24 protein-coding genes are annotated in these 25742 nt (G+C 67.2%); 5 read left to right on the top strand and 19 right to left on the bottom strand.

Annotated elements, in window-relative coordinates:
• The first annotated feature begins 189 nt into the window (after positions 1–189).
• Positions 190–1569 (top strand): COG3904 family protein, encoded by a 1380-nt coding sequence (locus ACQY5B_RS08380; protein WP_420325621.1) that lies wholly within the window; start codon positions 190–192, stop codon positions 1567–1569.
• 60 nt (positions 1570–1629) lie between these two features.
• On the opposite strand, the gene ACQY5B_RS08375 is transcribed toward ACQY5B_RS08380, so the two are convergent.
• The 5 genes from ACQY5B_RS08375 to ACQY5B_RS08355 all read right to left on the bottom strand — a co-directional run bounded on the left by ACQY5B_RS08375 (position 1630) and on the right by ACQY5B_RS08355 (position 5461).
• Positions 1630–2214 (bottom strand): HNH endonuclease, encoded by a 585-nt coding sequence (locus tag ACQY5B_RS08375; RefSeq protein ID WP_305968514.1) that lies wholly within the window; start codon positions 2212–2214, stop codon positions 1630–1632.
• 489 nt (positions 2215–2703) lie between these two features.
• Positions 2704–3000 (bottom strand): putative quinol monooxygenase, encoded by a 297-nt coding sequence (locus tag ACQY5B_RS08370; RefSeq protein ID WP_420325622.1) that lies wholly within the window; start codon positions 2998–3000, stop codon positions 2704–2706.
• Between the two features lie 333 nt (positions 3001–3333).
• Positions 3334–3999: an alpha/beta hydrolase gene (locus ACQY5B_RS08365; RefSeq protein ID WP_420325623.1), complete on the bottom strand. Its 666-nt coding sequence runs from the start codon at positions 3997–3999 to the stop codon at positions 3334–3336.
• Between the two features lie 131 nt (positions 4000–4130).
• Positions 4131–4778 (bottom strand): DNA-3-methyladenine glycosylase family protein, encoded by a 648-nt coding sequence (locus tag ACQY5B_RS08360; RefSeq protein WP_420325624.1) that lies wholly within the window; start codon positions 4776–4778, stop codon positions 4131–4133.
• Positions 4745–5461 carry a precorrin-6A/cobalt-precorrin-6A reductase gene (locus tag ACQY5B_RS08355; RefSeq protein WP_420325625.1) on the bottom strand — a complete coding sequence of 239 codons (717 nt, stop codon included), beginning with the start codon at positions 5459–5461 and terminating at the stop codon, positions 4745–4747. Before ACQY5B_RS08355 ends, ACQY5B_RS08360 begins: the two co-directional genes overlap by 34 nt.
• A 291-nt stretch (positions 5462–5752) precedes the next feature.
• Between ACQY5B_RS08355 and ACQY5B_RS08350 the strand changes: the two genes are divergently transcribed.
• On the top strand, positions 5753–6979 hold the full coding sequence (locus tag ACQY5B_RS08350; protein ID WP_420325626.1) for an MFS transporter: 1227 nt from the start codon (positions 5753–5755) through the stop codon (positions 6977–6979).
• Between the two features lie 9 nt (positions 6980–6988).
• On the opposite strand, the gene ACQY5B_RS08345 is transcribed toward ACQY5B_RS08350, so the two are convergent.
• The 5 genes from ACQY5B_RS08345 to ACQY5B_RS08325 form a co-directional block, all read right to left on the bottom strand.
• Positions 6989–7762: a squalene/phytoene synthase family protein gene (locus ACQY5B_RS08345; protein WP_420325627.1), complete on the bottom strand. Its 774-nt coding sequence runs from the start codon at positions 7760–7762 to the stop codon at positions 6989–6991.
• Positions 7759–8475: a class I SAM-dependent methyltransferase gene (locus tag ACQY5B_RS08340; protein WP_420325628.1), complete on the bottom strand. Its 717-nt coding sequence runs from the start codon at positions 8473–8475 to the stop codon at positions 7759–7761. The genes ACQY5B_RS08345 and ACQY5B_RS08340 overlap by 4 nt, the downstream gene beginning before the upstream one ends.
• A complete protein-coding gene (gene cimA, locus ACQY5B_RS08335; protein ID WP_420325629.1) occupies positions 8475–10094 on the bottom strand; it encodes a citramalate synthase in 1620 nt (539 codons plus the stop codon). Before cimA ends, ACQY5B_RS08340 begins: the two co-directional genes overlap by 1 nt.
• Entirely contained in the window at positions 10091–11545 is a 1455-nt protein-coding gene (gene cysS, locus ACQY5B_RS08330) for a cysteine--tRNA ligase (RefSeq protein WP_420325630.1), read from the bottom strand. The genes cimA and cysS overlap by 4 nt, the downstream gene beginning before the upstream one ends.
• A 282-nt stretch (positions 11546–11827) precedes the next feature.
• Positions 11828–12208 carry a VOC family protein gene (locus ACQY5B_RS08325; RefSeq protein WP_420325631.1) on the bottom strand — a complete coding sequence of 127 codons (381 nt, stop codon included), beginning with the start codon at positions 12206–12208 and terminating at the stop codon, positions 11828–11830.
• A gap of 158 nt (positions 12209–12366) precedes the next feature.
• Here ACQY5B_RS08325 and ACQY5B_RS08320 point away from each other — a divergent pair, with 158 nt between their 5' ends.
• A complete protein-coding gene (locus tag ACQY5B_RS08320; RefSeq protein WP_420325632.1) occupies positions 12367–12711 on the top strand; it encodes an MmcQ/YjbR family DNA-binding protein in 345 nt (114 codons plus the stop codon).
• Between the two features lie 252 nt (positions 12712–12963).
• On the opposite strand, the gene mltG is transcribed toward ACQY5B_RS08320, so the two are convergent.
• The 4 genes from mltG to ACQY5B_RS08300 all read right to left on the bottom strand — a co-directional run bounded on the left by mltG (position 12964) and on the right by ACQY5B_RS08300 (position 17150).
• On the bottom strand, positions 12964–14121 hold the full coding sequence (gene mltG, locus ACQY5B_RS08315) for an endolytic transglycosylase MltG (protein WP_421917679.1): 1158 nt from the start codon (positions 14119–14121) through the stop codon (positions 12964–12966).
• 6 nt (positions 14122–14127) lie between these two features.
• Positions 14128–15390, bottom strand: a complete 1263-nt coding sequence (fabF, locus tag ACQY5B_RS08310) for a beta-ketoacyl-ACP synthase II (RefSeq protein WP_420325633.1) — start codon at positions 15388–15390, stop codon at positions 14128–14130.
• Between the two features lie 183 nt (positions 15391–15573).
• A complete protein-coding gene (map, locus tag ACQY5B_RS08305) occupies positions 15574–16317 on the bottom strand; it encodes a type I methionyl aminopeptidase (RefSeq protein WP_305968528.1) in 744 nt (247 codons plus the stop codon).
• A 53-nt stretch (positions 16318–16370) separates the two neighbouring features.
• Positions 16371–17150: a glycosyl transferase gene (locus tag ACQY5B_RS08300; RefSeq protein ID WP_420328680.1), complete on the bottom strand. Its 780-nt coding sequence runs from the start codon at positions 17148–17150 to the stop codon at positions 16371–16373.
• A 259-nt stretch (positions 17151–17409) separates the two neighbouring features.
• Between ACQY5B_RS08300 and rsgA the strand changes: the two genes are divergently transcribed.
• Positions 17410–18447, top strand: coding sequence for a ribosome small subunit-dependent GTPase A (gene rsgA / locus ACQY5B_RS08295; protein WP_420325634.1), 1038 nt, complete (start codon positions 17410–17412; stop codon positions 18445–18447).
• A 367-nt stretch (positions 18448–18814) separates the two neighbouring features.
• On the top strand, positions 18815–19111 hold the full coding sequence (locus ACQY5B_RS08290) for a hypothetical protein (protein WP_424976725.1): 297 nt from the start codon (positions 18815–18817) through the stop codon (positions 19109–19111).
• Between the two features lie 512 nt (positions 19112–19623).
• Here the strand turns inward: ACQY5B_RS08290 and ACQY5B_RS08285 are convergent.
• The 5 genes from ACQY5B_RS08285 to ACQY5B_RS08265 form a co-directional block, all read right to left on the bottom strand.
• Positions 19624–20790 carry a M20 aminoacylase family protein gene (locus tag ACQY5B_RS08285; RefSeq protein WP_305972184.1) on the bottom strand — a complete coding sequence of 389 codons (1167 nt, stop codon included), beginning with the start codon at positions 20788–20790 and terminating at the stop codon, positions 19624–19626.
• Positions 20791–20933: 143 nt separating this feature from the next.
• The gene (locus ACQY5B_RS08280; protein WP_420325637.1) at positions 20934–22100 is read right to left on the bottom strand and encodes a M20 aminoacylase family protein; all 1167 of its coding nucleotides are present in this window, start codon (positions 22098–22100) and stop codon (positions 20934–20936) included.
• A gap of 53 nt (positions 22101–22153) precedes the next feature.
• Positions 22154–23497, bottom strand: coding sequence for an NAD(P)/FAD-dependent oxidoreductase (locus ACQY5B_RS08275; RefSeq protein WP_420325638.1), 1344 nt, complete (start codon positions 23495–23497; stop codon positions 22154–22156).
• Between the two features lie 160 nt (positions 23498–23657).
• Positions 23658–24818: an acetylornithine deacetylase gene (gene argE / locus ACQY5B_RS08270; RefSeq protein WP_420325639.1), complete on the bottom strand. Its 1161-nt coding sequence runs from the start codon at positions 24816–24818 to the stop codon at positions 23658–23660.
• A 39-nt stretch (positions 24819–24857) separates the two neighbouring features.
• On the bottom strand, positions 24858–25739 hold the full coding sequence (locus ACQY5B_RS08265; protein ID WP_420325640.1) for an endonuclease/exonuclease/phosphatase family protein: 882 nt from the start codon (positions 25737–25739) through the stop codon (positions 24858–24860).
• Positions 25740–25742 lie beyond the last annotated feature (3 nt).

Raw genomic sequence — 25742 nt, 5'->3', positions numbered from 1 at the left:
AATGTCCCCCTCGTTCGGATTCTGCCTCCGCAGTTTGCGCCCTCGCAACCTCAAATGCAATATCCGGAATATCTAAGTGCCGCCCACCATGCAGGCCTGCCACGAATCCCCTCGCCTTTCAGAGGTGGCTTTGCTTTGCTGTGTCCGGGGCGGCCCCGAACAGGCCCCCGCAGAGAAAGGAGCCGCCCAATGCACCGCCTGCTGATGATCTCCCTGATCCTTCTGTCCTTGCCGATTGCGTCCAAGGCCGCGCAACTGTCGCTGACACGGGACGCGGGTTACGGCTGCCTCATCGCACTGGAGGGCCAGATCGCCGAAGGCGACAGCGCCACCCTTCTGGCGCTGCTCCGGCAGGCCGCGTCCCAGCCGCGCTATGCGGACACGATCTACGTGAACGAGGACCCGGCGGGCGGCCCGCCCAATATCGCCATCTACAAGCCGATGAACCTTTGCCTCGACAGTCCGGGCGGGTCGCTGACAGAGGCCATGGCGCTCACGCGGCTGGTGCATGGCAGCCTTGGCACGGTTGTCCGGGCCGGCGCGCGCTGCGAAAGCGCCTGTGCGCTGGTCTTCATGGCTGGCAGCCATTCGACGGAAACGGATTACGGCGTCTCGGTGAACCGCTTTCTGCATGTCGACGGGCAGCTTGGCTTTCATGCGCCCAGCTTGATCGTCCCCGAAGGCCGCTATGACGCGGCCAGCGTCGCCCGCGCCTACGAGATCTCCGTCGCGGTAAGCGAGCTGATCTTTCGCAACCTCGTGACCTACCGGTTCGCGCCCTCGCTGGCGGCCCGGATGCATGCCACGCCTGCGACCGACATGGCCTATATCACGACCGTGCAAGAGGCGGCGCGGTGGCGCATTGGCATCCTCGGCGTGGACCGCCCGACCGCACTGCCGGATCAGGCGATCCGGCAGGCCTGTTCGAACCTGTTTCTCTCGGCTTGGGACCAGGTCAGCAGCGACCCGGACAACTGGCCGCGCAGCCTGCAACTGCCCTCGGCCCCCGTCGACCGCGACCGGGACAGCTTCCGCTATACCGCCTTCGGACAGGAAGGCGCGGGCACCTGCGAACTGCGCCGCATAAACCCTGATGACGAATACGGCGCCAATCGCCAGTTCTGGGGTGGTGAGCCGATGATCGCGGATTCCGTCTGGGCCGATGGGCATGTGCGCGACTCGCGCCCGGCGGTGTTCTTCGGGCTGGTGCAGGATTACATGGCCTGGCCGGGTGAGATGCCGCTGGCGGCCCTGCCCCGTGCTGGCCGCAGCCAGCCCGCGCAGACAGCAGGCCTCTGTTTCGTCCTGGACGCAGAGCAGAGCCTGACCGACCGGGACCCCTGCAGCCGCAGCCGAGAGGCCACGTCCGACGGGGGCGTGATCGACACCCACACCTGGCCATCGGGCGCGCGGACAACGCTGGATTACCGTGCCGAGACGCCGCGCGTGAATGGCGCAACCGGCCGCTGGGGATACTGGCCGCTCGCCCCCCTGCCCGGCGCAACTCCCAACTGCGTGGTCAACACCGGGTCCGGTAATACCTTCTGCTTCCAGCCGGGCGCCACCTGACGCGCGGAACGGTCCGACCGCGGCCGCAGTGCAGCGTTCGCCCCTGGCTACGCGGTGGCGTCAGGCCTCCAGCTCGGCATCCCAGTAGAGGAAATCGACCCAGCTTTCGTGCAGATGGTTCGGTGGGAACCGGCGCCCCATGTTCAACAGTTCCGAGGCCGAGGGCTGGCGCGGTGGCTTGCGCAGGCTCATGTTCACCTGCCGCAGGCTTTTCGATCCCTTGCGCAGGTTGCAGGGCGCGCAGGCGGCGACGACGTTTTCCCAGCTGGTGATGCCGCCCGCGGCGCGCGGGATGACATGGTCAAAGGTCAGCTCGGCCTTGGTGCCGCAGTACTGGCAGCGGAATTCGTCCCTCAGAAAAAGATTGAAGCGCGTGAAGGCCACGCGCTTCTGGGGTTTGACGAAATCTTTCAGAACCACCACGCTGGGAATCCTGAGCGTCATACTCGGACTGCGCACCACCTCGTCATACTCGGCCACGATGTCGACCCGGTCGAGAAAGGCCGCCTTGATCGCGTCCTGCCAGGGCCAGAGGCTGAGCGGATAATAGGATAGCGGGCGGTAATCCGCGTTGAGCACCAAGGCCGGATGGTGTTTGAGAGCCCCCGGCTCTCTTACGAAATGTGTCCTGAACTCGCTGTTCATGAGAGACTCTTCCCTCGCCCTGCCTGCTCAACCTGTAAGCACCAGAGCGGGGAACCCGCCCCAGCCTGACAAACACTATATCTCGCGTTTTGCCTCTGGCAAGTCTCGCAAGATAGAGTGGTCGCAACGAGGAGTAGCCTGCCTAGGTAAAAGGCATATGACAGCTGTGCCGGTTTATCCACATCCGACCGGGCAGGCCCGGAACCCTCTTTGCGTTGGGCGCGGATGTGGGTGTGAGCGCCGGGGCGCACTTGGCGTCCGCGTCTTCGACCGTAAAGCCGCCCAGAGCCGCCGCTGGCAAATGCAAACCGTCAGACCGGCGGTGCGCCCGGAACTCGACGGGTCGAGCAAAGGCAGATCCAGCCCAATGCCGGGCCGGGCAAACCAAAAACCGCCCCGGGCGGCAAAGAGCGCCCCATGACAACATCCGGTAGAAAAACAGGCCGGCTCCGGCAAATCGCCGACCGGTTCAGACACGGGATGACCCGATCAGCCTGCCACCAGATCATAGTGCCGGATCAGCCGGGACTCGACCAGTTCGTCCTCGGCCGGGTCGATATGGGGCGTGGTGTAATCCTCGCCGACAAAGGCCTTGAGCGAGGCAAGGTCGCGCCAGATCATGACAAAGGCAAACTCGCGCGGGCTCTCGTCGCGGGCGGCGCCGGGATAGACGTCGACGATGCCATCGGTGCCCCTCATGAGCGGTATGGCCGTGTCATGAAAGAACTTGGCGAATGCCGCCTCCTTTCCGGGGCGGATGGTGACCTGGAAGATGCGCATGATCATGGGATGGGACTTTCCTGTGCCAGGACCGGAGCAGCCCGGCCCCTGGGCACAGTGTAGCATATCTGTCTCCCGGCCTCAGTCGCGCCCCAAATGCGAAGGGCAGCATCTTGGCCGGCGGTCAGAATCCATCTCCGGTCCGGGAAATAGACGGCACTCTGAACACGACCGCCGGAGAGACCGGAGTTGTGGCAATCAAAGCCCCTCTCTGCGCATCCCTTGCCATTGCCGTGTTGTCGGGCGCCCGCGTCACGATCCCTGTCCGGTCCGGCGAGAAGGCGGCCCCTGCCGCAGCGCCCGGAAACAGACGCAAGGGCCCTCTCAGGCCCGCGCCCCTCAGAATCCGCACTTGTCCCTCAGAAAGGCCAGCGCCACGCCCAGCCCGTCGGGGGCGATGCCATGGGCGGTGCCTTCCATGATATGGGCAAAGACCTCCTTGAAGCCCGCCTCCTGCAGAGCCTCTGCCGCCTGTGGCAGCGATTGCGGCGGCACCACGTCGTCCTGGTCGCCATGCACCAGCAGGATCGGCGGCTTGCTCTTCCACTCGTCGGCCAGCAGTTCCGGCGCCACCAGGCGGCCCGAGAAACCGACGATGCCCGCCAGTTCGTCCTCGCGGCGGGGTCCGACGTGAAGGCTCATCATGGTGCCCTGGCTGAACCCGAACAGGGCCACCTGTTCCGGCAGCAGATCCTCATCGACCATCAACGCATCGAGGAAGGCGTTCAGGTCATCGACCGCCCGCGCCATGCCCGCCATGGCCTCTTCCTCGGACGACCCGTCGATCCAGGGGATCGGAAACCACTGGAACCCGAACGGCGCCCCGGCGCAGGCCTCGGGCGCGTCGGGCGCCACGAACAGCGTGTCGGGCAGGTGTTCGCCCAGCGGATCCGCCAGCCCCAGCAGGTCCGCCCCGTTGGCGCCGTAGCCGTGCAGGAAGACGACGCAGGACCGCATCTCTCCCGATACCGGCCCCTTGCGGCCCGTCTGCAATACTCGTGTCATACCCTGTCTCCCGTGATGATCCTGTGGTCAGCCTTTCGCGAAAAAGCCGACCTTCCTGGCGGCGGCGATGTCACGCGGCGCCCTGTCCCTGGTGCGAAGATCGATGATCCCAACGGCAATAAACGCGTGCTTCATGCGATCCCTTCGCGGTTCTTCTCCACATGGTAGTAGGCCCAGAGCGCGCGCGCCGCAACCGACCGCCAGGGTGCCCAGTCGCGGGCCATCTCGCGCAGCGCCTTCTCGCGCGGGCGTTCGGGCAGGCCGAAAAGTACCCGCGCCCCTTCCTGCAGGGCCAGGTCGCCGGGGGCAAAGACGTCCGCCCGTCCGAGGCTGAACATGGCATAGATCTCGGCGGTCCAGACGCCGATCCCCTTGACCGCCACCAGTCGCCTGATCACCGCTTCGGTCGGCATCCCGCGCAGGGCGTCGAAGTCGATCCCCGCCCCGGCCAGCGCCTGGGCATAGCTGGCCTTCTGGCGCGACAGGCCCAGCGCACGCAGATCGTCATGGCTGACCGCGGCCACCGCGTCCGGCGTGACCATGCCCGCCGCCTCCAGCCGGGCCTGGATCGCCCGGGCCGAGGCCACGCTGACCTGCTGGCTGACGATGGCGCTCAGCAGCTGCGCGAACCCGTCGGGCCGCAGCCGCAAGGGCAAGGGCCCGGTCCGCTCCAGCGCAAAGGCAAAGCGCGGCTCATGCGCGGCCAGCCACGCCGCCCCCTCGGCCACGCAGGCGTCCGAGCGGATCAGTCGTCCGACAGGTGATGCATCCTCAGCCATGCCAGGGCCTCCTTCACAGTTGCGACACGCGGGCCGCCGGGCCGGCGCGGACGGGCGATCATGGCCACCGGCAGATGCAGGCGGCGCGCCGCCTCCAGCTTGGGCCATCCGCCGGATCCGCCCGCGTTGTGCACCATCAACCAGTCGATCCGCTCGCGCCGCAAGAGCCGGATCTCCTCGTGAACGGTAAAGGGTCCATCGGCGGGCAGGTAGCGCCCCCGGCGCAACGGCAAGGGCGCCTGCCCACCGCCGATGCGCCGCATCAACACATGGGCCCGCAGCGCCCGCAGCCCCGGCAGGGCCGCCCGCCCCGTGGCCACCAGCACGCGGGCGCTCACCGGGATCACAGCCGCCGCCGCGCGGACATCGCGCAGCGGCACCCAGCGGTCGCGCCGCATCGGTCGCCATTCCGGGCGCACCAGCTGCAGCAGCGGCAGACCGGCGGCGCGCGCCGCCCGCGCCACGGCAAAGGCCGTCTCCGCATCGCAGGGATGCGCGGCCTCCACCACCGCACGGGCACCGCTCTCGCGCAGCCATTCCGCCGTCACCGGCCCGAAACTCACCATCCCGGGCCAGCGCCGCGCGACGCGTTCGCGCGAAGGCAGCCGCACATGGGCGCCGGGCATGGCCCGGGCCAAGTCATGCGCTTCCGCCGCGCCGCCGATGATCACGATCCCCGTCATGGCCCCCCCATAGAACAGCCCGGCCGGAATGGGAAACCCGCTGCGCCTCATCCCGCTCCCGCAGCGCGGCAGTGACCGGGTAATCGCCGTCCCTGTTTCTTCTCTCTCCAAATACCTCCGGGGGGAGACGACCGAAGGGAGACGGGGGGCAGCGCCCCCCTTCCGCCCCAGGATGCCGGGCAATCCTCCGACGACATGACGCCACGTCATCGGCCAACCGCCGCGCGCCCTGTTGCGCAGCGCGACATATTCTCTCTTGCCCATATAAGCGGCGCCGCCTAACCCATACGCATGAGTGACGTGACAGTGCCCCCCACCGACAGCCGCGCCAAGCGCAACGTGACCGTGCTGGTGCTTGCCCAGGCGATCCTCGGCGCGCAGATGCCGATGATCTTCACCATCGGCGGGCTGGCGGGGCAGTCGCTGGCCTCGAACGCCTGTTTCGCCACGCTGCCGATCTCGCTGATCGTGCTGGGCTCGATGCTCTCGGCGACGCCGGTCTCGGCGCTGATGCAGCGCTACGGGCGCCGCGCGGGCTTTTTCGTCGGCGCCGGGGCCGGCGCGCTGGGTGGCATGGTCGGCGCCTACGGGCTCTACATCGCCTCCTTCCCGATCTTCCTTTTGGGGTCGCTCATCACCGGCACCTACATGTCGGCGCAGGGGTTCTACCGGTTCGCCGCCGCCGACACCGCCTCGGACGCGTTCCGCCCCAAGGCGATCTCCTACGTCATGGCGGGCGGGCTGCTCTCGGCGGTGATCGGCCCGCAGCTGGTCAAGGCGACCTCGGACGCTTTCGTGGTGCCCTTCCTGGGCGCCTATGCCGCCGTGGTGGCCATCAACGTGATCGGCGCGCTGCTCTTCCTCTTCCTCGACATCCCCCGCCCCCCGCGCCCCTCCGAGGATGCACCCAAGGGCCGGACCCGCTGGGAACTGCTGACCACGCCCCGCATCGCTGTCGCGGTGATCTGCGGCACCGTCTCGTATGCGCTGATGAATCTGGTTATGACCTCGACGCCCTTGGCGGTCGTGGGCTGCGGGTTCGAGACCGGGGATGCGGCCAATGTCGTTACCGCACATGTCCTGGCCATGTTCGCGCCCAGTTTCTTCACCGGCCACCTGATCGCCCGCTTCGGCGTCGAAAAGATCATGGCGCTGGGGCTGATGATCCTCGCCGGGGCCGGCGTCGTGGGCCTGTCCGGCGTCGAGCTGGAACAGTTCTTTGTCGCGCTGGTGCTGCTGGGGCTGGGCTGGAACTTCGGGTTCATCGGCGCCACCTCGATGCTGGCCGGCGCGCATGAACCTCATGAACGCGGCCGGATGCAGGGTCTGAACGACCTCATCGTCTTCGGCGGCGTGACCTTTGCCTCGCTGGCCTCGGGCGGATTGATGAACTGTTCGGGCGGTTCGGCCCAGCAGGGCTGGACAGCGGTCAACCTCGCGATGGCGCCCTTCCTCGTGCTGGCGGGCGCTGCGCTGATCTGGCTGGTGCTGCGCCCCCGCGACACGGCAGAGGCGTGACCCGGCCCGTCAGCTTGTCAGCAGGTGCCAGCGGCGGGAAAACTCGCTGAGCCGCAACCGTCCCTCGCCCACGGCCGCAGGATCGCGCGCCGCCAGCGCCAAGAGCGGCTTGCCCTGCGCAAATTCCCGCAAAGCCGCCCCGGCCGGGCCATGCGCGCGCCGCAGCGTCCGCAACGAGGGCGCCTTGCGCACCTCTGCCAGCCGGGCGCGGGCCAGCCCTGTGATCGCCTCTGCCCGCCCGTCCGGCAGGGGCAGCTTCCCACGCGCCTCCAGCTCCGGTACCGCCTGCAAATACCGCGCCAGCGCCGCCGCCCGGGCATGGGCCAGCACCGCCGCCTCGTCCGCCTGTGCCCCAAGCGCCGCAAGCGCCGCCAGCGCCAATTGCCCCGCCGTCGCATCCAGGTAGTCGATCAGCGCGGTTTCATCCTCGAAAGGGGCGCGTTCCAGGTCCGCCTCGCGTGCGGCCACGGATCTTTGCAGGCCGGACACATCCACACCTGCCAGCGCCTGGGCCAATGGCGTCACCACCTCGTGCCGCCGCGTGAACCCGCCCGAGGCGATCTCGTCCAGCGCATCCTGCCACCATTGCAGCCGCATCTGCGCGATCATCGGCTCCTGGGTGACCCAGGGCGCGCGGCTGACCTCGACATTGAAGGCATAGAGCGGCATCAGCACCGCGCGCGCCGGCAGTGGCGCTGCCATCGCTGCGACAAAGCGCTCGGGGTCGCCGCGTTCGACGATCTGCGCGCAGGCGTACAGGTCGCCACCCTCTTCCCAGCTCATGAAAGCCGCCGCGCCACGACAAGGTGATAGCCGGTCTCGGATTTGACCGCGCGCCAGTCGCGCGCCTCCTGTTCGCAGAGGTCCAGCATCTCGGCCAGCCGTGCATCGGCCCCGGGGCGCAACGCTTCGATCCTTGCTTCCATCGGTCGGTAATAGGCCTCCCAGCCCACGTCAGAGACATCGCGCGTGCCCAGGATCTCGAACCCGGCCGCGGCCACCGCGGCGGCGATCCCCGCGCGATCCCGGGTCGGGTAGTCCTCCCAGAAGGCGCGCGCCTCTGCGCCGGGTGTTTCGGTGAAATAGCAGGGTTCCGAGAAGGCCAGCACGCCGCCCGGTTTCAGGGCCCCGCGCATCACATCCAGCCCCGGTTTCAGCCCCAGGAAATAAAGCGCCCCGGCGCACCAGATCATGTCAAAGGGCGCCTCGGGGAAATCGGCGATACGGCCCATGTCGTCCTTGCGCACCGTCACGTGCGGCAGGTCGGCAAAGCGGGCCTGCATCTGCGCGACAAAGCCCGCCTGCAGGTCCACCGCCAGCACCCGGCCCACGCGTGCCAATGCGGCCACGTCACCGCCCGCCCCGGCGCCCGCGTCGCAGATCATCGCGCCTTCGGGCAGCGCGGCAAGCTCCAGCGCCCAGGCCACGTCCTCCTCGCTGCCCGGCCCTTCGCGCGGCAGGTCCTTGTGGACGGTAAAGAAGGCCTCCCAGTCCATCAGCCCGGCACCCCGTCGCGCACCAATTTCCAGCGCACGGCGTCCAGCAGCGCCTCGAAACTGGCGTCGACGATGTTGGCGCTGACGCCCACGGTGGCCCAGCGCCGTCCCTGCCCGTCCTCGCTGTCGATGATGACGCGGGTCACGGCCTCGGTCCCGCCCTGGGTGATCCGCACCTTGAAGTCGACCAGCCGCATGTCGTCGATCGCCTCCTGGTAACGGCCCAAGTCCTTGGCCAACGCCTTGGACAGCGCATTGACCGGCCCGCGGTCATTGCCCGCCTCGTCCATCGACTCCGACACCGACAGCTTCTTTTCGCCATCGACCTTGACCACGACCACAGCCTCGGACAGCGAGACCATCTGGTTGTACTTGTTCTTGCGCCGCTCCACCGTCACCCGGTAGCGCTTGACCTCGAAGAACTCGGGCAGCATCCCCAGTTCGTCCCGCGCCAGCAGTTCGAAACTGGCCTGCGCGGTGTCGTAGGAATAGCCCTCGGTCTCGCGTGCCTTCACCCGTTCCAGGATGCGCGCCAGCGCCGGATCGCTCTTGTCGACCTCCAGTCCCATTTCCGACAGGCGGCGGCGCAGGTTCGACTGCCCGGCCTGGTTCGACATCGGCACGACGCGGCGGTTGCCCACCAGCCCGGGGTCGATGTGTTCGTAGGTGGTGGGATCCTTAAGGATCGCGCTGGCATGCAGCCCCGCCTTGTGCGCAAAGGCCGAGGCGCCGACATAGGCCACCTGTTTCTGCGGCACCCGGTTCAGGATGTCGTCCAGCATCCGGCTGGTCCGCGTCAGCCCGGCCAGCGCCTCCATGCTGACGCCGGTTTCGAAGAGATCCTTGTAAGGCGCTTTCAGCAGCAGCGTCGGGATCAGCGCGGTCAGGTTGGCATTGCCACAGCGTTCGCCCAACCCGTTCAGCGTGCCCTGGATCTGGCGCGCGCCGGCCATGATCGCCGCCAGCGACCCGGCCACGGCCGTTTCCGTGTCGTTGTGCGTGTGGATACCCAGGTGATCGCCCGGAATGCCCTTGTCGATCACATCCTGCACGATCTGCCCGATTTCATGCGGCAAGGTCCCGCCGTTGGTATCGCAGAGCACGATCCAGCGCGCCCCCGCCTCCAGCGCCGCGCGCAGGCAGTCGAGTGCATAAGGCGCGTTCGCCTTGTAGCCGTCAAAGAAATGCTCGGCATCGAACAGCGCCTCGCGCCCCTGCCCCACGAGGTGAGAGACCGAGGCGGCGATATTGGCGATGTTCTCTTCCAGCGTGATCCCCAACGCCTTGGTGACGTGGAAATCATGGGTCTTGCCGACAAGGCAGACGGCGGGCGTCCCCGCGTTCGTCACCGCCGCCAGCACCTCGTCATTGGCAGCCGAACGCCCCGCCCGCTTGGTCATGCCGAAGGCGGTCATGGTCGCCCGCGTTTCGCCCACGTCTTCGAAAAAGGCCGAGTCCGTGGGGTTCGCCCCGGGCCAGCCGCCCTCGATGTGATCGACGCCAAGCGCGTCGAGCGCCGCGGCGATCTTGAGCTTTTCGGCGGTCGAAAACTGCACGCCCTGCGTCTGCTGCCCGTCGCGCAGCGTGGTGTCGTAGAGGTAGAGGCGTTCGCGGGTCATCCCAACGCCTCCAGCTTGGCCGCGTCGAAGCCAGCGCCAGGCACCAGGTCCACGCCCGCCTTCGACATGCGCACCTCGACTCCCGCCTCGATGAGCGCCTGTTTCATCCGGTCGACTTCGGTAAAGTCCTTGCTCTGCATGGCCTCGGCCCGCGCTTGGGACAAGTCGTTCTCATACTTCTCCAGAAGCAGTGAAACAGCCAGTTTGTCGACGGCGCCACCGAAGACCCACGAACCCATCATGGCATTGTCTTCAAGCAAACCAAGCAATCCCGCTGACGCAGCAAAGAGATCAATATCGGCTTGGGAGGCTTCCGAACTCTGGGTTCGATTTAGAGCGTCCGCAAGCCTATGCAGCTCTGCGATCGCTTTGGGAGTGTTCAAGTCGTCAGCCAATGCGGCCAGAACCGACTGGCTCACTTCTTCACTCGGCTGGGCACCCGTCACCAATCCGCGCCACTTGCGCAGCGTGGCTTCCGCCTCGCGCGCCTTCTCCGCCGTCCAGTCCATCGGCTTCCGATAGTGCGTCGACAGCATGACAAAGCGGATCACCTCGCCCGGGATGCCCTGGTCCAGCAGGTCGCGCACGGTGAAGAAATTGCCCAGGCTCTTGGACATCTTCTTGCCCTCGACCTGCAGCATCTCGTTGTGCAGCCAGACGCGCGCGAAATCCCCCTCGGGGTGGGCGCATTTCGACTGGGCGATCTCGTTCTCATGGTGCGGAAAGGTCAGGTCGTTGCCGCCGCCGTGGATGTCGAATGTCTCGCCCAGCAGCGCATGGCTCATGGCCGAGCATTCGATATGCCAGCCCGGACGACCCCGACCCCAGGGCGAGTCCCAGCCCGGCAGATCGTCCGACGACGGCTTCCACAACACGAAATCCATCGGATTCTTCTTGTAGGGCGCCACCTCGACCCGCGCGCCCGCGATCATGTCCTCGACCGACCGCCCCGACAGCGCGCCATACTGGGCATAGCTCTCGACCGAGAACAGCACATGGCCCTCGGCCGCATAGGCATGGCCCTTGTCGATCAGGTCGGCGATCATCGCGATCATCTGGTCGATGAACTCGGTTGCGCGGGGTTCTTGCGTGGGCCGCAGGGCGCCCAGCGCATCCATGTCCGCGTGATACCAGCCAATGGTCTCGTCGGACCTTTCGCGCACCAGTTCTTCGAGCGTTCCCTCGGCCCCCGCCTCCTTGCGCTTCAATGCGGTGGCGTTGATCTTGTCATCCACGTCGGTGAAATTGCGCACATAGGTGACGTGATCCGGCCCGTAGACATGGCGCAACAGACGAAACAGCACGTCGAACACCAGCACGGGCCGCGCATTGCCCAGGTGCGCGCGGTCATAGACCGTGGGACCGCAGACATACATCCGCACGTTGTCGAGGTCTATGGGGCGGAAGTCGTCCTTCTTCCGGGTCCGGGAGTTGGTGAAGCGGATGTTCATGGCCTCGTCCTTCGCAAATCTTGCGGCGGGCCTAGCAACTCTACGGATCGAAGGGAATAGAGGACCGTCCCGCCACTGGCCGGGATGTCCCGACCGATGTCAGCAGGTAATGCAGCAGAGAGTGTGTGCAGCGGTCGTCATGCGCGTGGCTTAACACGGCGCCCCGGCCCTGCCAAGCACGCTTTGCCAAGGTTGCAAGTGAGTATTTTTGGAGAGAAGAAGCACAAGGGCGCGCGCAATGGCTTCTTCTCTCTTGAAATACTCACCTGAAACGGCCCGAAATCAACCGTAGCTCACCATTTCATATTCCACCGCATCCGGCCCGTCGAAATAGAAGCGGCGGCCGGGTTCGTAGTCGGCGTGGTTGAAGGTCTCGATGCCCAGCGCGCGGACGCGGGCCTCGATCGCGTCGAGATCCTCGACCACGATGCCGACATGGTTCAGCCCGGCGGCGTTGCCGTAGCGCGGATGCGCCTCTGCGACCGGCTTTTCCGGCGTGTAGAGGGCAAGGTAGCTGTCCGCGTTGCCGACGTGGACGGAATAGCCGTTGTTGAGCGAGGCGCCTTCCCAACGGATGTGCCAGCCCAGGAGACGCGACAGGAAATCGGCGGTGGCGCGGGCATCGGGGACGGTGATGTTGACGTGTTCGAGGCGGGCGTTCATGGACTTATCCTTTCTTCTAATGTGACGGGACGAGCGTAATTCCTCAAGCTCACTTGAGCTCAAGGGATTTTTTTCCCGCCCTGCCAGAGGCGTAGGCATCTTCCTTGTGCCGATTTGCGCAGCTTGCGCCGGGGATGCACCCGGGGCATCCTGGTGGCATGGGACGCGATAGGGTCAACGATATCTGCCGCGCGCTGCCCGGCGCGGAATGGTCCGATCCCTGGGGCGGCGGGCATGATGCCTGGAAGGTGGGCGGCAAGATGTTCGCCTGTATCGGCGTGGCCAACGACGGGGTGTCGGTCAAGACCCCTTCGGTCGAGGATGCGGCCCTGCTGATCGAAATGGCACGCGCGGTCAAGGCCCCCTACTTCCACCGTTCCTGGGTGCGGGTGGATTGGGAGGCGGTGCCGGAGGAGGAGTTACGCAACCGGATCGAGACCTCTTACGCGATCATCTTTGGCGGGCTGACCAAGAAACTCCAGCGCCGGATCACGGGCGGCTGAGCCGCCACGCCCGACGCCCGCCGGCGGCGCGCTGGCCGGGCGGGTCGTCTGCTGTTTCTAATGGATGTCTGAAAACGGCGGCCGCCGGACGGATCGGTCTTGCCGGGGTGTCACTCCCGGCCCTGTTCGGGGCGTCGCCCCTTCGTTCCGCGCAGATCGAAAGGCCCCCGAGCGGGGTCATGATCCGGTTTTCAGTGCTAGCGGAAAGGAAGATGCGCCCCCACGGTTCACAAACCGTGAGGGCAGCGTACGCTACTGGTCGCGCTGCGCCTCCAGCGCGCGGTAGGCGGCGACGTTGCGGTTGTGCTCGTCCAGGGTGACGGCAAAGTTGTGCCCGTCGCGCGGGTCCAGCGTCTTGGCCACGAAGTAGATGTAATCCGTGTCCGCCGGGTTCAGCGCCGCCTCGATGCTGGCGCGGCCCGGGTTGGCGATGGGGGTCGGCGGCAGCCCGTCGATCCGATAGGTGTTCCAGGGCGTCTCTGCATCCAGTTCCGACCGGCGCAGACCCCGGCCCAGCGGCCCTTCGCCCTTTGTAATGCCGTAGATCACCGTCGGGTCCGTCTGCAGGCGCATGCCCTTTTCCAGACGATTGACGAAGACGCTGGCCACCTCGCGGCGCTCCTGCGGGCCGCCGGTTTCCTTTTCGATGATCGACGCGAGGATCAGCGCCTCTTCCGGGCTTTCCAGCGGCAGGCCGGGGGCGCGATTGGCCCAGGCCTGTGCCAGGATCACCTCCTGCCGTTCCTGCATGCGCGCGATGACATCGGCGCGGCTGTCGCCGGGCAGGATCTCGTAGCTGTCGGGGGCAAGGCTGCCTTCCTCGGGCACGTCGACCTCGCCTTCCAGCACGTCGATCTGTTTCAGTTCGGCAACCACCTGCCAGCTGGTCACGCCCTCGGCCAGCGCGAGGCGGAACCGGGTGCCGGTGGTGTCCTTGACCTGGGTATAGGCCTCGGGGGCGTCGCCTTCGCCGGGGTCGAAGCTGGCCTGTTCCTCGTAGCGGCCGGTGGCCGGATCCACGGCGCGGACCTGCACCGTCGCCCGGGTGATGCCGATGCGGTAGACCACCTCGGTGCCGCAGGTCGAGGCGCCGCCACGGGTGACGATGTCGGTGATCTCGGACATCGAGGCCCCCTCGGGCACAAGGTAGCTGCCCGCCTTCAGCGCCTGCGTCTTGTCGGTGTAATCTGCCCCGACGCGGAACATCATCGCGCTCTTGACCGCGCCCTGGTCCGACAGGTCCTCCGACACAGCGCGCATGTTGGTGCCGCGCGGCACCTCGAGGCAGATCGGCGCCGTCAGCGGTCCCTGCGCATGGTATTCGCGCTGCGCCCAGATCAGGACGCCGCCGAAGAGAAACAGCGCGACGACCAGGAAGGTCAGCGCGTTCGAGGCGATGCTGCGCCACATGTGGGGTTACTCCACCTTGCCGAAGACCACGCTGGCATTGGTGCCGCCAAAGCCGAAGGAGTTGGACAGGGCGTAGTCCACCTTGCGGTCCCGCCGGGCATTGGGGGCCAGGTCGATGGGCGTGTCCACCGCCGGATTGTCAAGGTTGATCGTCGGCGGGGCCACCTGGTCACGGATGGCAAGGATCGAGAAGATCGCCTCGATCGCGCCGGCGGCGCCCAGCAGGTGGCCGGTGGCGGATTTGGTCGAGGACATGGTGACCTGCGCGGCGTGATCGCCCAGCAGGCGTTCCACCGCGCCCAGTTCGATCGTGTCCGCCATCGTCGAGGTGCCATGCGCGTTGATGTAGTCCAGCGCCGCGGACTCGATGCCCGCATCCTTCAGCGCCGCGCGCATCGAGCGTTCGCCGCCCTCGCCGTCCTCGGACGGGGCGGTGATGTGATAGGCGTCGCCCGACAGGCCGTAGCCCGCCACCTCGGCGTAGATCCGCGCGCCGCGCGCCTTGGCGTGTTCGTAGTCCTCCAGCACGACGACACCGGCGCCCTCGCCCATGACAAAGCCGTCGCGGTCGGCGTCATAGGGCCGGCTGGCGGATTTCGGATCGTCGCCGCGTTTCGTGCTGAGCGCCTTGCAGGCGTTGAAGCCCGCGATGCCGATTTCGCTGATGGCCGCCTCGGCGCCGCCCGCGATCATCACGTCCGCATCGCCGTACTTGATCAGCCGCGCGGCATCGCCGATGGCATGCGCGCCGGTCGAACAGGCGGTCACGACCGCGTGGTTCGGCCCCTTGAAGCCGTACTTGATCGAGACATTGCCCGAGATCAGGTTGATCAGCGCGCCGGGGATGAAGAAGGGCGACACCCGGCGCGGCCCCTTGTCACGGATCAGCAGCGCGGTTTCCGCGATGGCGTTCAGCCCGCCGATGCCCGATCCGATCATCACGCCGGTGCGCAGGCGGTCTTCCTCGTTCTCGGGCTTCCAGCCCGCGTCGGTGACCGCCTGTTCCGCCGCGGCGATGCCGAAACGGATGAACTCGTCGACCTTGCGCTGTTCCTTCTTGTCCATCCAGTCGTCGGGATTGAAGGTCCCGTCGCTGCCGTCACCATAGGGCACCTCGCAGGCATAGGTGGTTGCCAGGTGGCTGGCATCGAACTTGCTGATGGTGCCCGCCCCGGACTGACCATCCAGGATCCGGCCCCAGGTCTCTTCGACTCCGCAAGCCAGCGGCGTGACCAATCCCAGCCCGGTGACAACTACGCGACGTGCCATGCGCCTGCCCTTCTCTTGTTCGCTCTTTATCCCGCTCTTACCGCGCCAAGCCCTGCATGGGCAAGGGGATGCGGGCGTGATCGGCAGACAACCGACAACCTGACTTTGCCCGCGCGGACTGCGAAGGCCGCGCCCTGGACCGAGCCCGAAGGCCTTGGGCCGGATGCCAGCGTGACAGCGGTTTCAGCCCGGCAAGGTCAGGATCTGGGCACCGCGAGACGTGGCGACGACCGTATGCTCGAATTGCACGGTCTCGGCAGGCGGCACGCTGTGAAGGGTCCAACCGTCACCGGCCTCGTCCGCCATGCGCCCTCCGCGCGACAGGAAGGGCTCGACGGTCAGGACTAGGCCCTTGGTGATGCGGCGGCGCTCACCTCGGGTGGGCCATGTGGCGATTTCCTGTGGGTACTCGTGCAGGCTGCGCCCGACGCCGTGACTTGCGAGATTGCGAATGAGCGAGTAGCCGCGCTTTTCGGCAAAGCGCCCGATGGCGGACCCGATACCTGAAAGCAACTTGCCCGCCGCGACCTGTGCAATACCGATCTGCATTGCGCGGCGGCCGTCCTTGCACAGCCTGTCAGGCTGCGCCGCAGCAAGGCGAAAGCTGGCCCCGGTGTCCGCAAAATAGCCATCCTTGCTGGCAGAGACATCAATGTTCACCAGATCCCCGGCACGCAGCAGGCGGTCGCCGGGAATTCCGTGGGCGATCTCTTCGTTGACGCTGATGCAGGTGGCGCCCGGAAAGCCATAGGTCGCCTCCGGCGCCGGTATGGCCCCTGCCTGTTCCAGCAAGTTGCGCCCGAGGGCGTCCAGTTCGCGGGTGGTCATGCCCGGCTCTGCCGCGCGGATCATCGCCTGCAAGGTGTTCGCCACTATGCGGCCGATGGTCCGCATCCCGTCGAGTTCGTATTCCTGCGTAATCGTCATGAAGTGCCTTTTGCTATGCCCAACCAGCCTGCCCGCAGGCAATGCCATGTGCCTCAGGCCCAGTCCGCGCCCAGGTCCTCGCGGGCGCGGTCGATCCAGTGCTCCTGCAGCCAGTCGCAGGGTTTTGAATAGCGGATGACAGAGCCGGTATAGCCCGAAAGGGCATCCGTCATCTTGGGGCGCCCGTGGAAACAGACCACGCGGGCCTCCGCCGGCAGGCGCGGCGCGTGCAGGTAGTTGCCGGGAAAGGGATTGCAATCGTATTTGAACGACACCACCCAGTCCCCCGGAATATAGGTGAACAGGTCCCGGTCCATCGCCTTGTGCGAGGTATAGCGCTGTTCCGAACCGCGCGCCTTTTCCACCTCTTCATAGGGGTTGGCGGCCAGGTCTTCATACAGGAACCCGTGCAGCGCCGGATCGAAGCGAAAAACCGACCCGTGCCCGGTTGGCCGGCCCTTGCGCTTTTCCGTCCAGTCGTGGCGCATCGCCACGGTGCCGGGCGCCAGGTCGTGGATCTCGTCCAGCGATCCGGTGATCACAACGTCCAGGTCAAAGCCCAGCACCGGACCTTCGAGGTCGGGCACCAGCCCGGGCCGAAACAGCGAGGTCTTGCGCATCGCGCCCTGCCGGTTGGCCACTTTCAGCGCGGCCTCCATCGGTTCGGCATAGGGTTCCACCGGCAGGTCCAGCACCTCGATATCCGGGTGCAGCCCCTCGGCGTGTTCCGTCATCACCATGAAGCGGACCGGCCGCGACAGGTTGCGCCGCACGCCGGAATAGAGCCGGTTGACATACTCGGGGCCAAAGAGCGTGCCCCACTTGATGCACATGATGTTGACCGCCGTCACGCCGCGCCCCTGCCTTGGTGTTGCCCGCGCGGCATAGCAACGCCCGCGCGGGAACACCAGCGCTTGCAGTGGGGCGGGGCCGCGCCTAGAGTGCCCACGAACCCGAATTCAGGACGGAGGCCTTGATGGAGATTGCATCGCCCCTCCGGGCCGCGCGCTAACCTTCTGCCCGCCGCCCGTGCACGCACACCGGGCCGCTTGCCGCGGCCTGAACCTGCATGTCTGAACGGGACTTTCAACATTGACAGATCATGACCTGGCCGGCCTTGGATGGTCGGCCCATTTCGCACGCCAGTTGGGCGATGACGACCGGGGCCTGGCCCCTGCCCGCCTCTCCGAGGTGCACCGCGACCGCCTGCGCGCCCTGACCCCCAAGGGCGCCATCGACCTGCTGCCCAGCGCCCCCACTGGCGCCTATGCCGTGGGCGACTGGGTGCTGGGTGACGGCACCCGCGCGGTCCGCCGGCTGGCGCCTACCAGCGACCTCACTCGCCGCGCCGCCGGACGCGAGGCGAAACTCCAGCGGATCGCGGCGAATGTCGACACGCTGGGCATCGTCACAAGCTGCAACGCCGATTTCAACATCGCGCGGCTGGAACGCTACCTGGCGCTGGCCCATACGGCCGGCTGCCTGCCGCTGGTGGTGCTGACCAAGGCCGACATGACCGAGGACTCGGGCGATTACCTGCGCCGGGCGGAACGGCTCTCGCCGCTGGTGACCGCCGTCGCGCTGGACGCAACCAACCCGCAGGAGGTCACGCGCCTCGCCCCCTGGTGCAAGGGCGGGCAGACTCTGGCGCTGGTCGGCTCCTCGGGCGTGGGCAAGACGACCCTGCGCAACGCGCTGACCGGCGAAGAAGCCGGAACGCAGGGCATCCGCGAGGATGACGCCAAGGGCCGCCACACCACCACCTCCCGCAGCCTGGTGCCCACGCGGGCGGGCGGCTGGCTGATCGACACGCCGGGGATGCGCGAGCTGCAACTGGCGGATGCGGACGAGGGCATCGGCGCGGTCTTCGCGGACATCGAGGACCTGGCCCGTCACTGCCGCTTTCGCGACTGTGCCCATTCCGGTGAACCCGGCTGCGCGGTCCTGAAGGCCATCGGCAGCGGCACACTCGATCCCGACCGCCTCTCCCGTTGGGAAAAGCTGCGGCGCGAGGACCGCTACAACAGCGAAACCGTGGCAGAGGCCCGGGCGCGCGGCAAGGCCTTTGGCAAGATGGTGCGCGAGATCTCGGCCAGCAAGAAGCGCCGCCACGATCCGGGCGCGCCATGACCACGGCGCGGGCAGCCCCCCTGCCCGCGCTTATTTTGCCCCCGATTTCCCCCCCGTGGTCGTTCCGCATGACCTGTTCGCCGCCCCGCATGGACCAGGTTGCGCACAGCACCGCCCGGGCTCGCTGGTGGGTGCTACGGCGCGCACAAGGGACGTTCATGCGCCCCTCCACCAGGCCGACCGGGCACAGCGGATAAGCGCAGCACGCGCACTGCATGAAACGCGCGATGGACAGCGGAATCGGCTGCCCGAACGCGCCTTTCCGACAGGAAAACCAGCGCGCTCCTTTGGGCGCCACGGCCTGGGTGGTCTATGCTGCCGTCGTGACGCGCTTCGGCGAACAGGGCAGTCCCATGGCGAGTTCGAATTGCATCGTCTCAGCCGGGAAAACGGCGGTGCCTTCCGCTGCCCAGCAACCCTGGACAAGACAAACACCGACGGGCTTCTGATCGTGCATCTTTCAATCCGGATCCGCAGGCCCCGGGTCCAGATCGACCGCTGCCTTGCCTTGGCGCAGGCGGTCCGTGGTTTGTCGGATGGCCAGTTGCGACCGGCCTGGCAGATCTATGACCGCAAAGGCCCGAAAGAAACCTCCGAGGCGCAGGGTATCCGCGTCAACACCGCCCGCCCCGCCTGTCCCGCCTCCATGATGAAACCACTGTAACCGCGCAGACGTCGCGCTCGCGCCTGCGACCGAGCAACCAGCACCCCGCGCGGCACGCTCCCCTGCTTCTTCTCTCTCGAAATACTCCGGGGAGCGCGAGGGGCTGGCCCCTCGCACCTTTCGGCGCACACCTCCGGTGTGACGGGCTGGCCCCTCGCACCTTTCGGCGCACACCTCCGGTGTGACGGGCTGGCCCCTCGCACCTTTCGGCGCACACCTCCGGTGTGACGGGCTGGCCCCTCGCACCTTTCGGCGCACACCTCCGGTGTGACGGGCTGGCCCCTCGCACCTTTCGGCGCACACCTCCGGTGTGACGGGCTGGCCCCTCGCACCTTTCGGCGCACACCTCCGGTGTGACGGGCTGGCCCCTCGCACCTTTCAGTGCACACCTCCGGTGTGACGGGCTGGCCCCTCGCACCTTTCAGTGCACACCTCCGGTGTAACGGGCCGGCCCCTCGCACCTTTCAATAAACACCTGAGACGTGCCCCCGTCACCGGGGGTGCAAGCGGCCTCAGGAGGCCAGTGGCATCCGGCGTTCGACGATCTCCGCCCACCAGGAACAGCCCGCCGGGATCGCGTCGTCGTTGAAGTTGTATTCCGGGTGGTGAACCATCGCCGTGTCGCCATTGCCCACAAGGATGTAGGCGCCGGGGCGTTCCTCCAGCATGTAGGCGAAATCCTCGCCGCCCATGACGATGGGGGCCTCGTCGATGCCTCCGGACACCTCTTTCGCAACTTCGCGGGCAAACTCGGTCTGCTCGGGATGGTTGACCATGACCGGGTAGCCGCGGTGATAGATCACCTCGGCCGTACCGCCATAGGTGGCCGCCACGCCGGCCGCGATCTCCTTGATCCGCTGTTCCGCCAGGTCGCGCATTTCCGCCGACTGGGTGCGCACGGTGCCGCGCAGGAACACCTTTTGCGGGATCACGTTGAAAGCCTTGGACGAGGTCTCGAAGGATGTGACGGAGACAACCACCTGGTCCACCGGATCGGCGTTGCGCGCCGCGATGGTCTGCATGGCCAGCACCAGCTGCGACGCCATCACCGTGGTGTCCACGGTCTCATGCGGCTTGGCGGCGTGACCGCCGCGGCCTTCGAGGTTGATCTCGAACTGGTCCGTCGCGGCAAAGAAGGCCCCCTCGCGGATCGCGAAGGACCCGACCGGGCGGCCCGGCCAGTTGTGCATCCCATAGACTTCCTGGATGCCCCAACGCTCCATCATGCCGTCATCGCACATTTCCTTGCCGCCGCCGCCGCCTTCCTCGGCGGGCTGGAAGATCACCACGACGGTGCCGTCGAAATTGCGCGTCTCGCTCAGGTATTTCGCCGCGCCCAGCAGCATGGCGGTGTGACCGTCGTGGCCGCAGGCGTGCATGGCCCCATCGGTCTTCGAGGCATAGTCCACGCCGGTCTGTTCGTGGATCGGCAGCGCGTCCATGTCGGCGCGCAGCCCGATCACCTTGCCAGAGCCATTTCCCCGTCCCTTGATGACGCCCACAACACCAGTGCGGCCGATGCCGGTCACCACCTCGTCACAGCCGAATTCCTTCAGCTTTTCCTCGACCAGGGCCGAGGTCCGGTGCGTTTCGAACAGGATCTCGGGGTGTTCATGCAGGTCTCGGCGCCAGGCGGTGATCTCGTCCTGCAGTTCGGCAAAGCGGTTCTTGACGGGCATCTTGGCCTCCTTGTTGTCGTGAGTGTGCGTTGCGCCGCAGGGGGCCCTTGGGGCGCCATGCGGTTATGGGGTTCAACATATGCACCGTCGTGCGGGGCGCAACCACGACCGCGCGTCGCCCCTGCCCCGGCGTCCCGCGCTGCTTAGCCCAGGGGCATCCGGGTCTCGGCCAAGGTGGCGAACCAGCTGGCCCCCACCGGCGCGATGGCATCGTCGAAATCATAGGCCGGGTTGTGCAGGTCGGCGCTGTCGCCATTGCCGATAAAGACAAAGGCCTCGGGACGCACCCGCAGCATGTCGCCGAAATCCTCGCTGCCCATCACGCGCGGCGCCTCGCGGTCCACGTGGCCGGACACCGCCTCGCCCGCGTCGGCGGCCATGGCCGCCTGTGACTCGGCATTCACCAGCGGATCCACGCCCTCGATGTATGCCATCTCCGCCTGCGCCCCGTGGGCCAGGGCAGTGGCCTCGGCGATCTGGCGGATACGGCTGCGCATCGTGGCGCGGTCTGCGACATCATACTGGCGCACCGTGCCGATCAGCGTGACCGCATCGGGCAGCACGTTATAGGTGAAAGTCTCGGATTTCATCCCGCAGACGGAAATCACCACCGCGTTCTGCGCGTTCACATCGCGCGAAGGGATCGAATGCAGCGCGGTGACGATCTGAGACGCCGCCAGGTTGGTGTCCACCGCAAGATGCGGCATGGCGCCGTGGCCGCCCTTGCCCGTCACGCGGATCTCGAACTTGTCGGCAGAGGCCAGGAACGGCCCCGGCCTCGTCGCGAAATGGCCCTGCGCCAGCCCCGGCCAGTTGTGCATGGCATAGACTTCGTCCACCTTGAACCAGTCGAACACCCCGTCTCCGATCATCGCCTTGGCCCCGCCGCTGCCTTCTTCGGCCGGCTGGAACAGCGCCACGACGGTGCCGTCGAAATTGCGCGTCTCGGCGAGATACCGGCAAGCGCCCAGCAGCATCGTGGTATGGCCGTCATGGCCACAGGCGTGCATCTTGCCCGGTATGGTCGAGGCATGATCCGCCCCGGTCTGTTCCAGGATCGGCAGCGCGTCCATGTCGGCCCGGAAGGCCACGGTGCGCCCGGACCCGCCCTGTCGTCCCCGGATCACCGCGACGACGCCGGTCTGCCCCACGCACTCGATCACCTCGTCACAGCCGAAACCCCGCAGCTTTTCGGCCACGAAACGCGCGGTCTCATGCTCCTCGAAACGCAGTTCGGGATGTGCATGCAGGTGGCGGCGCCATGCGGTCAGGTCCTCCTGCCAGTCGGCGATACGGTTCTTCACGGGCATCGGGTCTCTCCTTTGCCCGTGATCCTGCGCCCATGCGGCCGCCTCCGCAAGCCTCAGAGATTGGGGCCAGGCTGCAACCGCGACCCGTCAAAGAAGCGCGACATGCGGAACCGGTCCAGGTCATGGCCCGGATCGCGCCCGGTGGCCAGGTCGACGGCCACCCGGCCAAAGCCGGGACCGATGCCGAACCCATGCCCGCACATGCCCGTCACCACCGTCAACCCGGGGATCTGCGCGACCTGGTCCACCACCGGCACCACGTCCGGCAGCACGTCGATCATGCCCGCCCAGGCGTCCTGCGCCCGGACCGGCGCCGCATCCGGATAGATCTGGCCGAACCGCCGCATGATCTCCGAGACCTTGCCGCCATTGGGCGCGGGATCGAGGATGCGCATCCGCTCGAACGGGCTCTCTTCGGCCCCGCTCCAGTGGCGCGGGGTGGAAAAGGCATCGGGCCAGTGGCGCGGTTGCGGCCCGCGCGGGTGGATGTCGAATTCACCGGTCATGGCCAGCGGCAGGTAGTGGTGCAGGTGCCGCAGGAGATCCGGGCCAAGGTACAACTCGCCGAAAGCGGCGGGCGCCAGCGTATAGCCGCCATCGGCGCGCGGACGGAAGGCCAGCCGGTCGTCCACCGCCGCCGTCCCCACCGCCGGCGGCAAGGGCTGCGTGGCCAGCGCGGTCGAACGCACCGCAAGCTGCGGAATGTCCACCCCGTGCCGGCGCAGGAACAGCGAAGACCAGGCGCCCCCGGCCAGGACAACCGCCTGCGTCCGGACGCGGCCTTTCTCGGTGATGACACCGGTCACGCGCCCGGCCTGCCGGTCCAGCCCGCGCACGGCGCAGCTCTCGGCAATCGCCGCGCCCTCGGCCCGCGCCAGCCGCGCCAGTTCCGGCACCGCGACCCAGGGTTCGCCTTTCATGTCGGTGGGCGTGTGCAGGGCCCCGACCCAGGGGCCGCGCGGATAGTCCAGCAGGCGCAGCATCTGCATCCGCCCCAGCAGTTCCGAGCTGACGCCAAGCCCCCGGGCCTCGTCCAGCCAGCCTTCGAAAGCCGCCATCTCGGCCTCGTCACGGGCCAGATAGCTGACCCCCACGGTCCGCGTGCCCAGACGTCCGCCACATTCCGCGTCCAGCGCCTGCCACAGGTCCTGCGCCTCAAGCGCGATGGGGATCTCGGCCTTGTCGCGCCCCTGCACCCGGATCCAGCCCCAGTTGCGCGAGGACTGCTCACCGGCGACCCGGCCTTTCTCCAACAGCACGACCTTCAGCCCCCGGCGGGCCGCGAAGAGCGCGGTCGACACACCGATCACCCCGCCACCGATCACCGCAAGGTCGACGGCCTCGGGCAGAGGATCCGAAAACTCCACCTCTCCCATCTCGTGATAGGGAAATCTCATCCTGCCCTCCCTTGCCCGGCACAGGCGCCCTTCCCGAATGTCGCGGCGCCGTATTTTACCAGAGAACAAGCACCGCGCGCGCCCCTGCTTCTTCTCTGCCGAAATACTCCGGGGGTGAGGCCGAAGGCCGAGGGGGCAGCGCCCCCTTGCAGCGAACCGGTCATGCCAGGCGCTCCAGCAGGCGTTCCATGAACCGTCGGCCTTCCTCGAACTGTGCCAGGGTGATGTACTCGTCCGGTTGATGCGCGACGGTGATGCTGCCCGGGCCGCAGACCACGGCCTTGTAGCCCGCGACCTGGAAATGGCTCGCCTCGGTGCCGTAGCTGACGAAATTCTCCGAGTTGTCGCCGGTGATCTGGCGGACCAGCGCCTCGGCGGTATTGTCCGTTTCCGGGGCAAAGGGCGGCAGGCTGAATTTCTCTTCCAGTTCGATCCGGGTCTCCGAGCGGACCTGTTGCATCTGCGCGGTAAGCTCGGCGGCCTTGTCCTCGGTCAGGCGCCGCCACTGGTCCAGGGTCTCGCCCGGCACCACGCGATAACCAAAGCCGAACTCGCAATCCTTGGCCGCGATGTTATGCGCCGTGCCGCCCCGGATCTGGCCGACGTGGACGTTGGTATATGGCGGGTCGAACAGCCCGGCCATGCCGACCGGCTCCGCCGCCTGCAACTCGGCGTTCAGCTGGTTGGCCCAGTCGATCATCTTGGCCCCCCACATGATCGCGCTGACCCCGGTGTGCAGCAGCGAGCTGTGGACCTCGAAGCCGTGCACATGCACCCAGTAGGTCACGCCGCCCTTGTGGCCGGTCACCGCCTTCATCATCGTCGGCTCCCCGACGATCACGTCGCGGGCCCGCGGCAGGCCGGACATCGCCTCGATCAGCGGCGGCGCACCGGCACAGCCGATTTCCTCGTCATAGGACAATGCGATCTGCAGCGGGCGCGTGACACCGCGCCTCTTGGCCTCGACCAGGGCCCAGATCGCCAGCGCGTCGAACCCCTTCATGTCGGTGGTGCCGCGCCCGTAGAGGCGGCCGTCCCTTTCAGTCACCGTGAAAGGGTCCGTGGACCAGTCCTGCCCATCGACCGGCACCACGTCCGTATGGCCCGACAGCACCACGCCGCCCTCTTCGTCCGGCCCCACATGGGCAAAAAGCGCGGCCTTTTCCGGCTCGTCCGGCTTGACGTGGCGCCCCGCCTCGATCCCGTGCGAGGCGAGATAGTCCTGCACCCAGTCGATCAGCGGCAGGTTGGTGTCGCGGCTGACGGTGGGAAAGCTCACCAGCTTGTCCAGCAGCGCGCGGGGGGACAGCACCTCGGCCATTCTCACCTCGTTCTTGATGTGTCGGATGGCATATGCCTGTCACGGCAGGGCGATATCCGCAACCACCGGGTAGTGATCCGAGGGCCAGTCACCTGCCCTTTTGCCATGCAGCCCCCAGGGACCGCCCACAAGCTGCACACCAGGCGCGCGTCCCAGCCGGTCGATGGCGGGCAGGAAGTGCAGGCCGCGGTTGAAGTGGAACGAACTGCCGCGCGGGTCATGCGTGTGCAGCCCGGCCTCGCGCAGGATGCGCACCGTCTGCCAGCCCGGGAGCGCGTTCATGTCGCCCAGCACGATGACCGGCATTCCCTGCTGCAGCACCGGCGTGACATGTGCCGCAAGGCGGCGGGCCGCGCGACGCCGCTTGGCGCCGTCGCGAAAGTGGAAATGCACGTTGTAGACCCGGAACGGGCGCCCGTCCGGCCCGGCGAAATCCGCCCAGGACGCGAAATACAACCAGAACCCCGGGCGCTGGCGCTCTTTTTCGACGGCCTCGGGCGCGTCGTAGAGGAACCAGCCCTGGTCAAGCAGGCGCAGACGGTCGGTGCGGTAGAAGATCGGCTGGCGAGTGGGAAAGCGTCGCCAGTCGCCCGTCGCGGCAAGGCCGTAGCCCGGGTTGCGGGACAACAGCCAGTCGCGCGCCAGGTTCACGTCGCGGTTCTCGTCCGGGCCAATGCTGACCATTTCCTGAAAGGCGACGAGATCGGCGTCCGCCTCCTTGAACACCGCGTCCAACGCCTGTTTGCGCGCCTCCCAGTCGGCCAGGGACCAGGGGCCGCGCGCCCGGGTCATGCGGATGAAATGCACGTTGTGGCTGGCCACGCGCAGGACATCGGCGCTGCGCGCGGGCGGCGCCTGCGGCTTCCCGCAGGCGGACACCAACAACACCAGCAGGGCCAGGGACTTGCGCAGGGCCCGCATCGC

The organism is Antarctobacter sp. (assembly GCF_965277915.1).
Taxonomy (GTDB): domain Bacteria; phylum Pseudomonadota; class Alphaproteobacteria; order Rhodobacterales; family Rhodobacteraceae; genus Antarctobacter.
Note: the sequence above shows the minus strand (reverse complement) of the source record. Positions and strands in the feature narration are given on the sequence as shown.

Bases quoted from the DNA above. Each gene is read 5' to 3' on its own strand.
- ACQY5B_RS08325 (WP_420325631.1), bottom strand. From the start codon at position 12,208: ATGAACGCCCGCCTCGAACACGTCAACATCACCGTCCCCGATGCCCGC.
- ACQY5B_RS08360 (WP_420325624.1), bottom strand. From the start codon at position 4,778: ATGGCTGAGGATGCATCACCTGTCGGACGACTGATCCGCTCGGACGCC.
- ACQY5B_RS08300 (WP_420328680.1), bottom strand. From the start codon at position 17,150: ATGTGCATCAAGTGGGGCACGCTCTTTGGCCCCGAGTATGTCAACCGG.
- ACQY5B_RS08280 (WP_420325637.1), bottom strand. From the start codon at position 22,100: ATGCCCGTGAAGAACCGTATCGCCGACTGGCAGGAGGACCTGACCGCA.
- ACQY5B_RS08355 (WP_420325625.1), bottom strand. From the start codon at position 5,461: ATGACGGGGATCGTGATCATCGGCGGCGCGGCGGAAGCGCATGACTTG.
- ACQY5B_RS08340 (WP_420325628.1), bottom strand. From the start codon at position 8,475: ATGGACTGGGAGGCCTTCTTTACCGTCCACAAGGACCTGCCGCGCGAA.
- ACQY5B_RS08285 (WP_305972184.1), bottom strand. From the start codon at position 20,790: ATGCCCGTCAAGAACCGCTTTGCCGAACTGCAGGACGAGATCACCGCC.
- ACQY5B_RS08350 (WP_420325626.1), top strand. From the start codon at position 5,753: ATGAGTGACGTGACAGTGCCCCCCACCGACAGCCGCGCCAAGCGCAAC.
- ACQY5B_RS08375 (WP_305968514.1), bottom strand. From the start codon at position 2,214: ATGAACAGCGAGTTCAGGACACATTTCGTAAGAGAGCCGGGGGCTCTC.
- ACQY5B_RS08365 (WP_420325623.1), bottom strand. From the start codon at position 3,999: ATGACACGAGTATTGCAGACGGGCCGCAAGGGGCCGGTATCGGGAGAG.
- fabF (WP_420325633.1), bottom strand. From the start codon at position 15,390: ATGGCACGTCGCGTAGTTGTCACCGGGCTGGGATTGGTCACGCCGCTG.
- cysS (WP_420325630.1), bottom strand. From the start codon at position 11,545: ATGAACATCCGCTTCACCAACTCCCGGACCCGGAAGAAGGACGACTTC.
- mltG (WP_421917679.1), bottom strand. From the start codon at position 14,121: ATGTGGCGCAGCATCGCCTCGAACGCGCTGACCTTCCTGGTCGTCGCG.
- cimA (WP_420325629.1), bottom strand. From the start codon at position 10,094: ATGACCCGCGAACGCCTCTACCTCTACGACACCACGCTGCGCGACGGG.
- ACQY5B_RS08380 (WP_420325621.1), top strand. From the start codon at position 190: ATGCACCGCCTGCTGATGATCTCCCTGATCCTTCTGTCCTTGCCGATT.
- ACQY5B_RS08275 (WP_420325638.1), bottom strand. From the start codon at position 23,497: ATGAGATTTCCCTATCACGAGATGGGAGAGGTGGAGTTTTCGGATCCT.
- map (WP_305968528.1), bottom strand. From the start codon at position 16,317: ATGACGATTACGCAGGAATACGAACTCGACGGGATGCGGACCATCGGC.
- ACQY5B_RS08370 (WP_420325622.1), bottom strand. From the start codon at position 3,000: ATGATCATGCGCATCTTCCAGGTCACCATCCGCCCCGGAAAGGAGGCG.
- argE (WP_420325639.1), bottom strand. From the start codon at position 24,818: ATGGCCGAGGTGCTGTCCCCCCGCGCGCTGCTGGACAAGCTGGTGAGC.
- ACQY5B_RS08265 (WP_420325640.1), bottom strand. From the start codon at position 25,739: ATGCGGGCCCTGCGCAAGTCCCTGGCCCTGCTGGTGTTGTTGGTGTCC.
- ACQY5B_RS08345 (WP_420325627.1), bottom strand. From the start codon at position 7,762: ATGAGCTGGGAAGAGGGTGGCGACCTGTACGCCTGCGCGCAGATCGTC.
- ACQY5B_RS08320 (WP_420325632.1), top strand. From the start codon at position 12,367: ATGGGACGCGATAGGGTCAACGATATCTGCCGCGCGCTGCCCGGCGCG.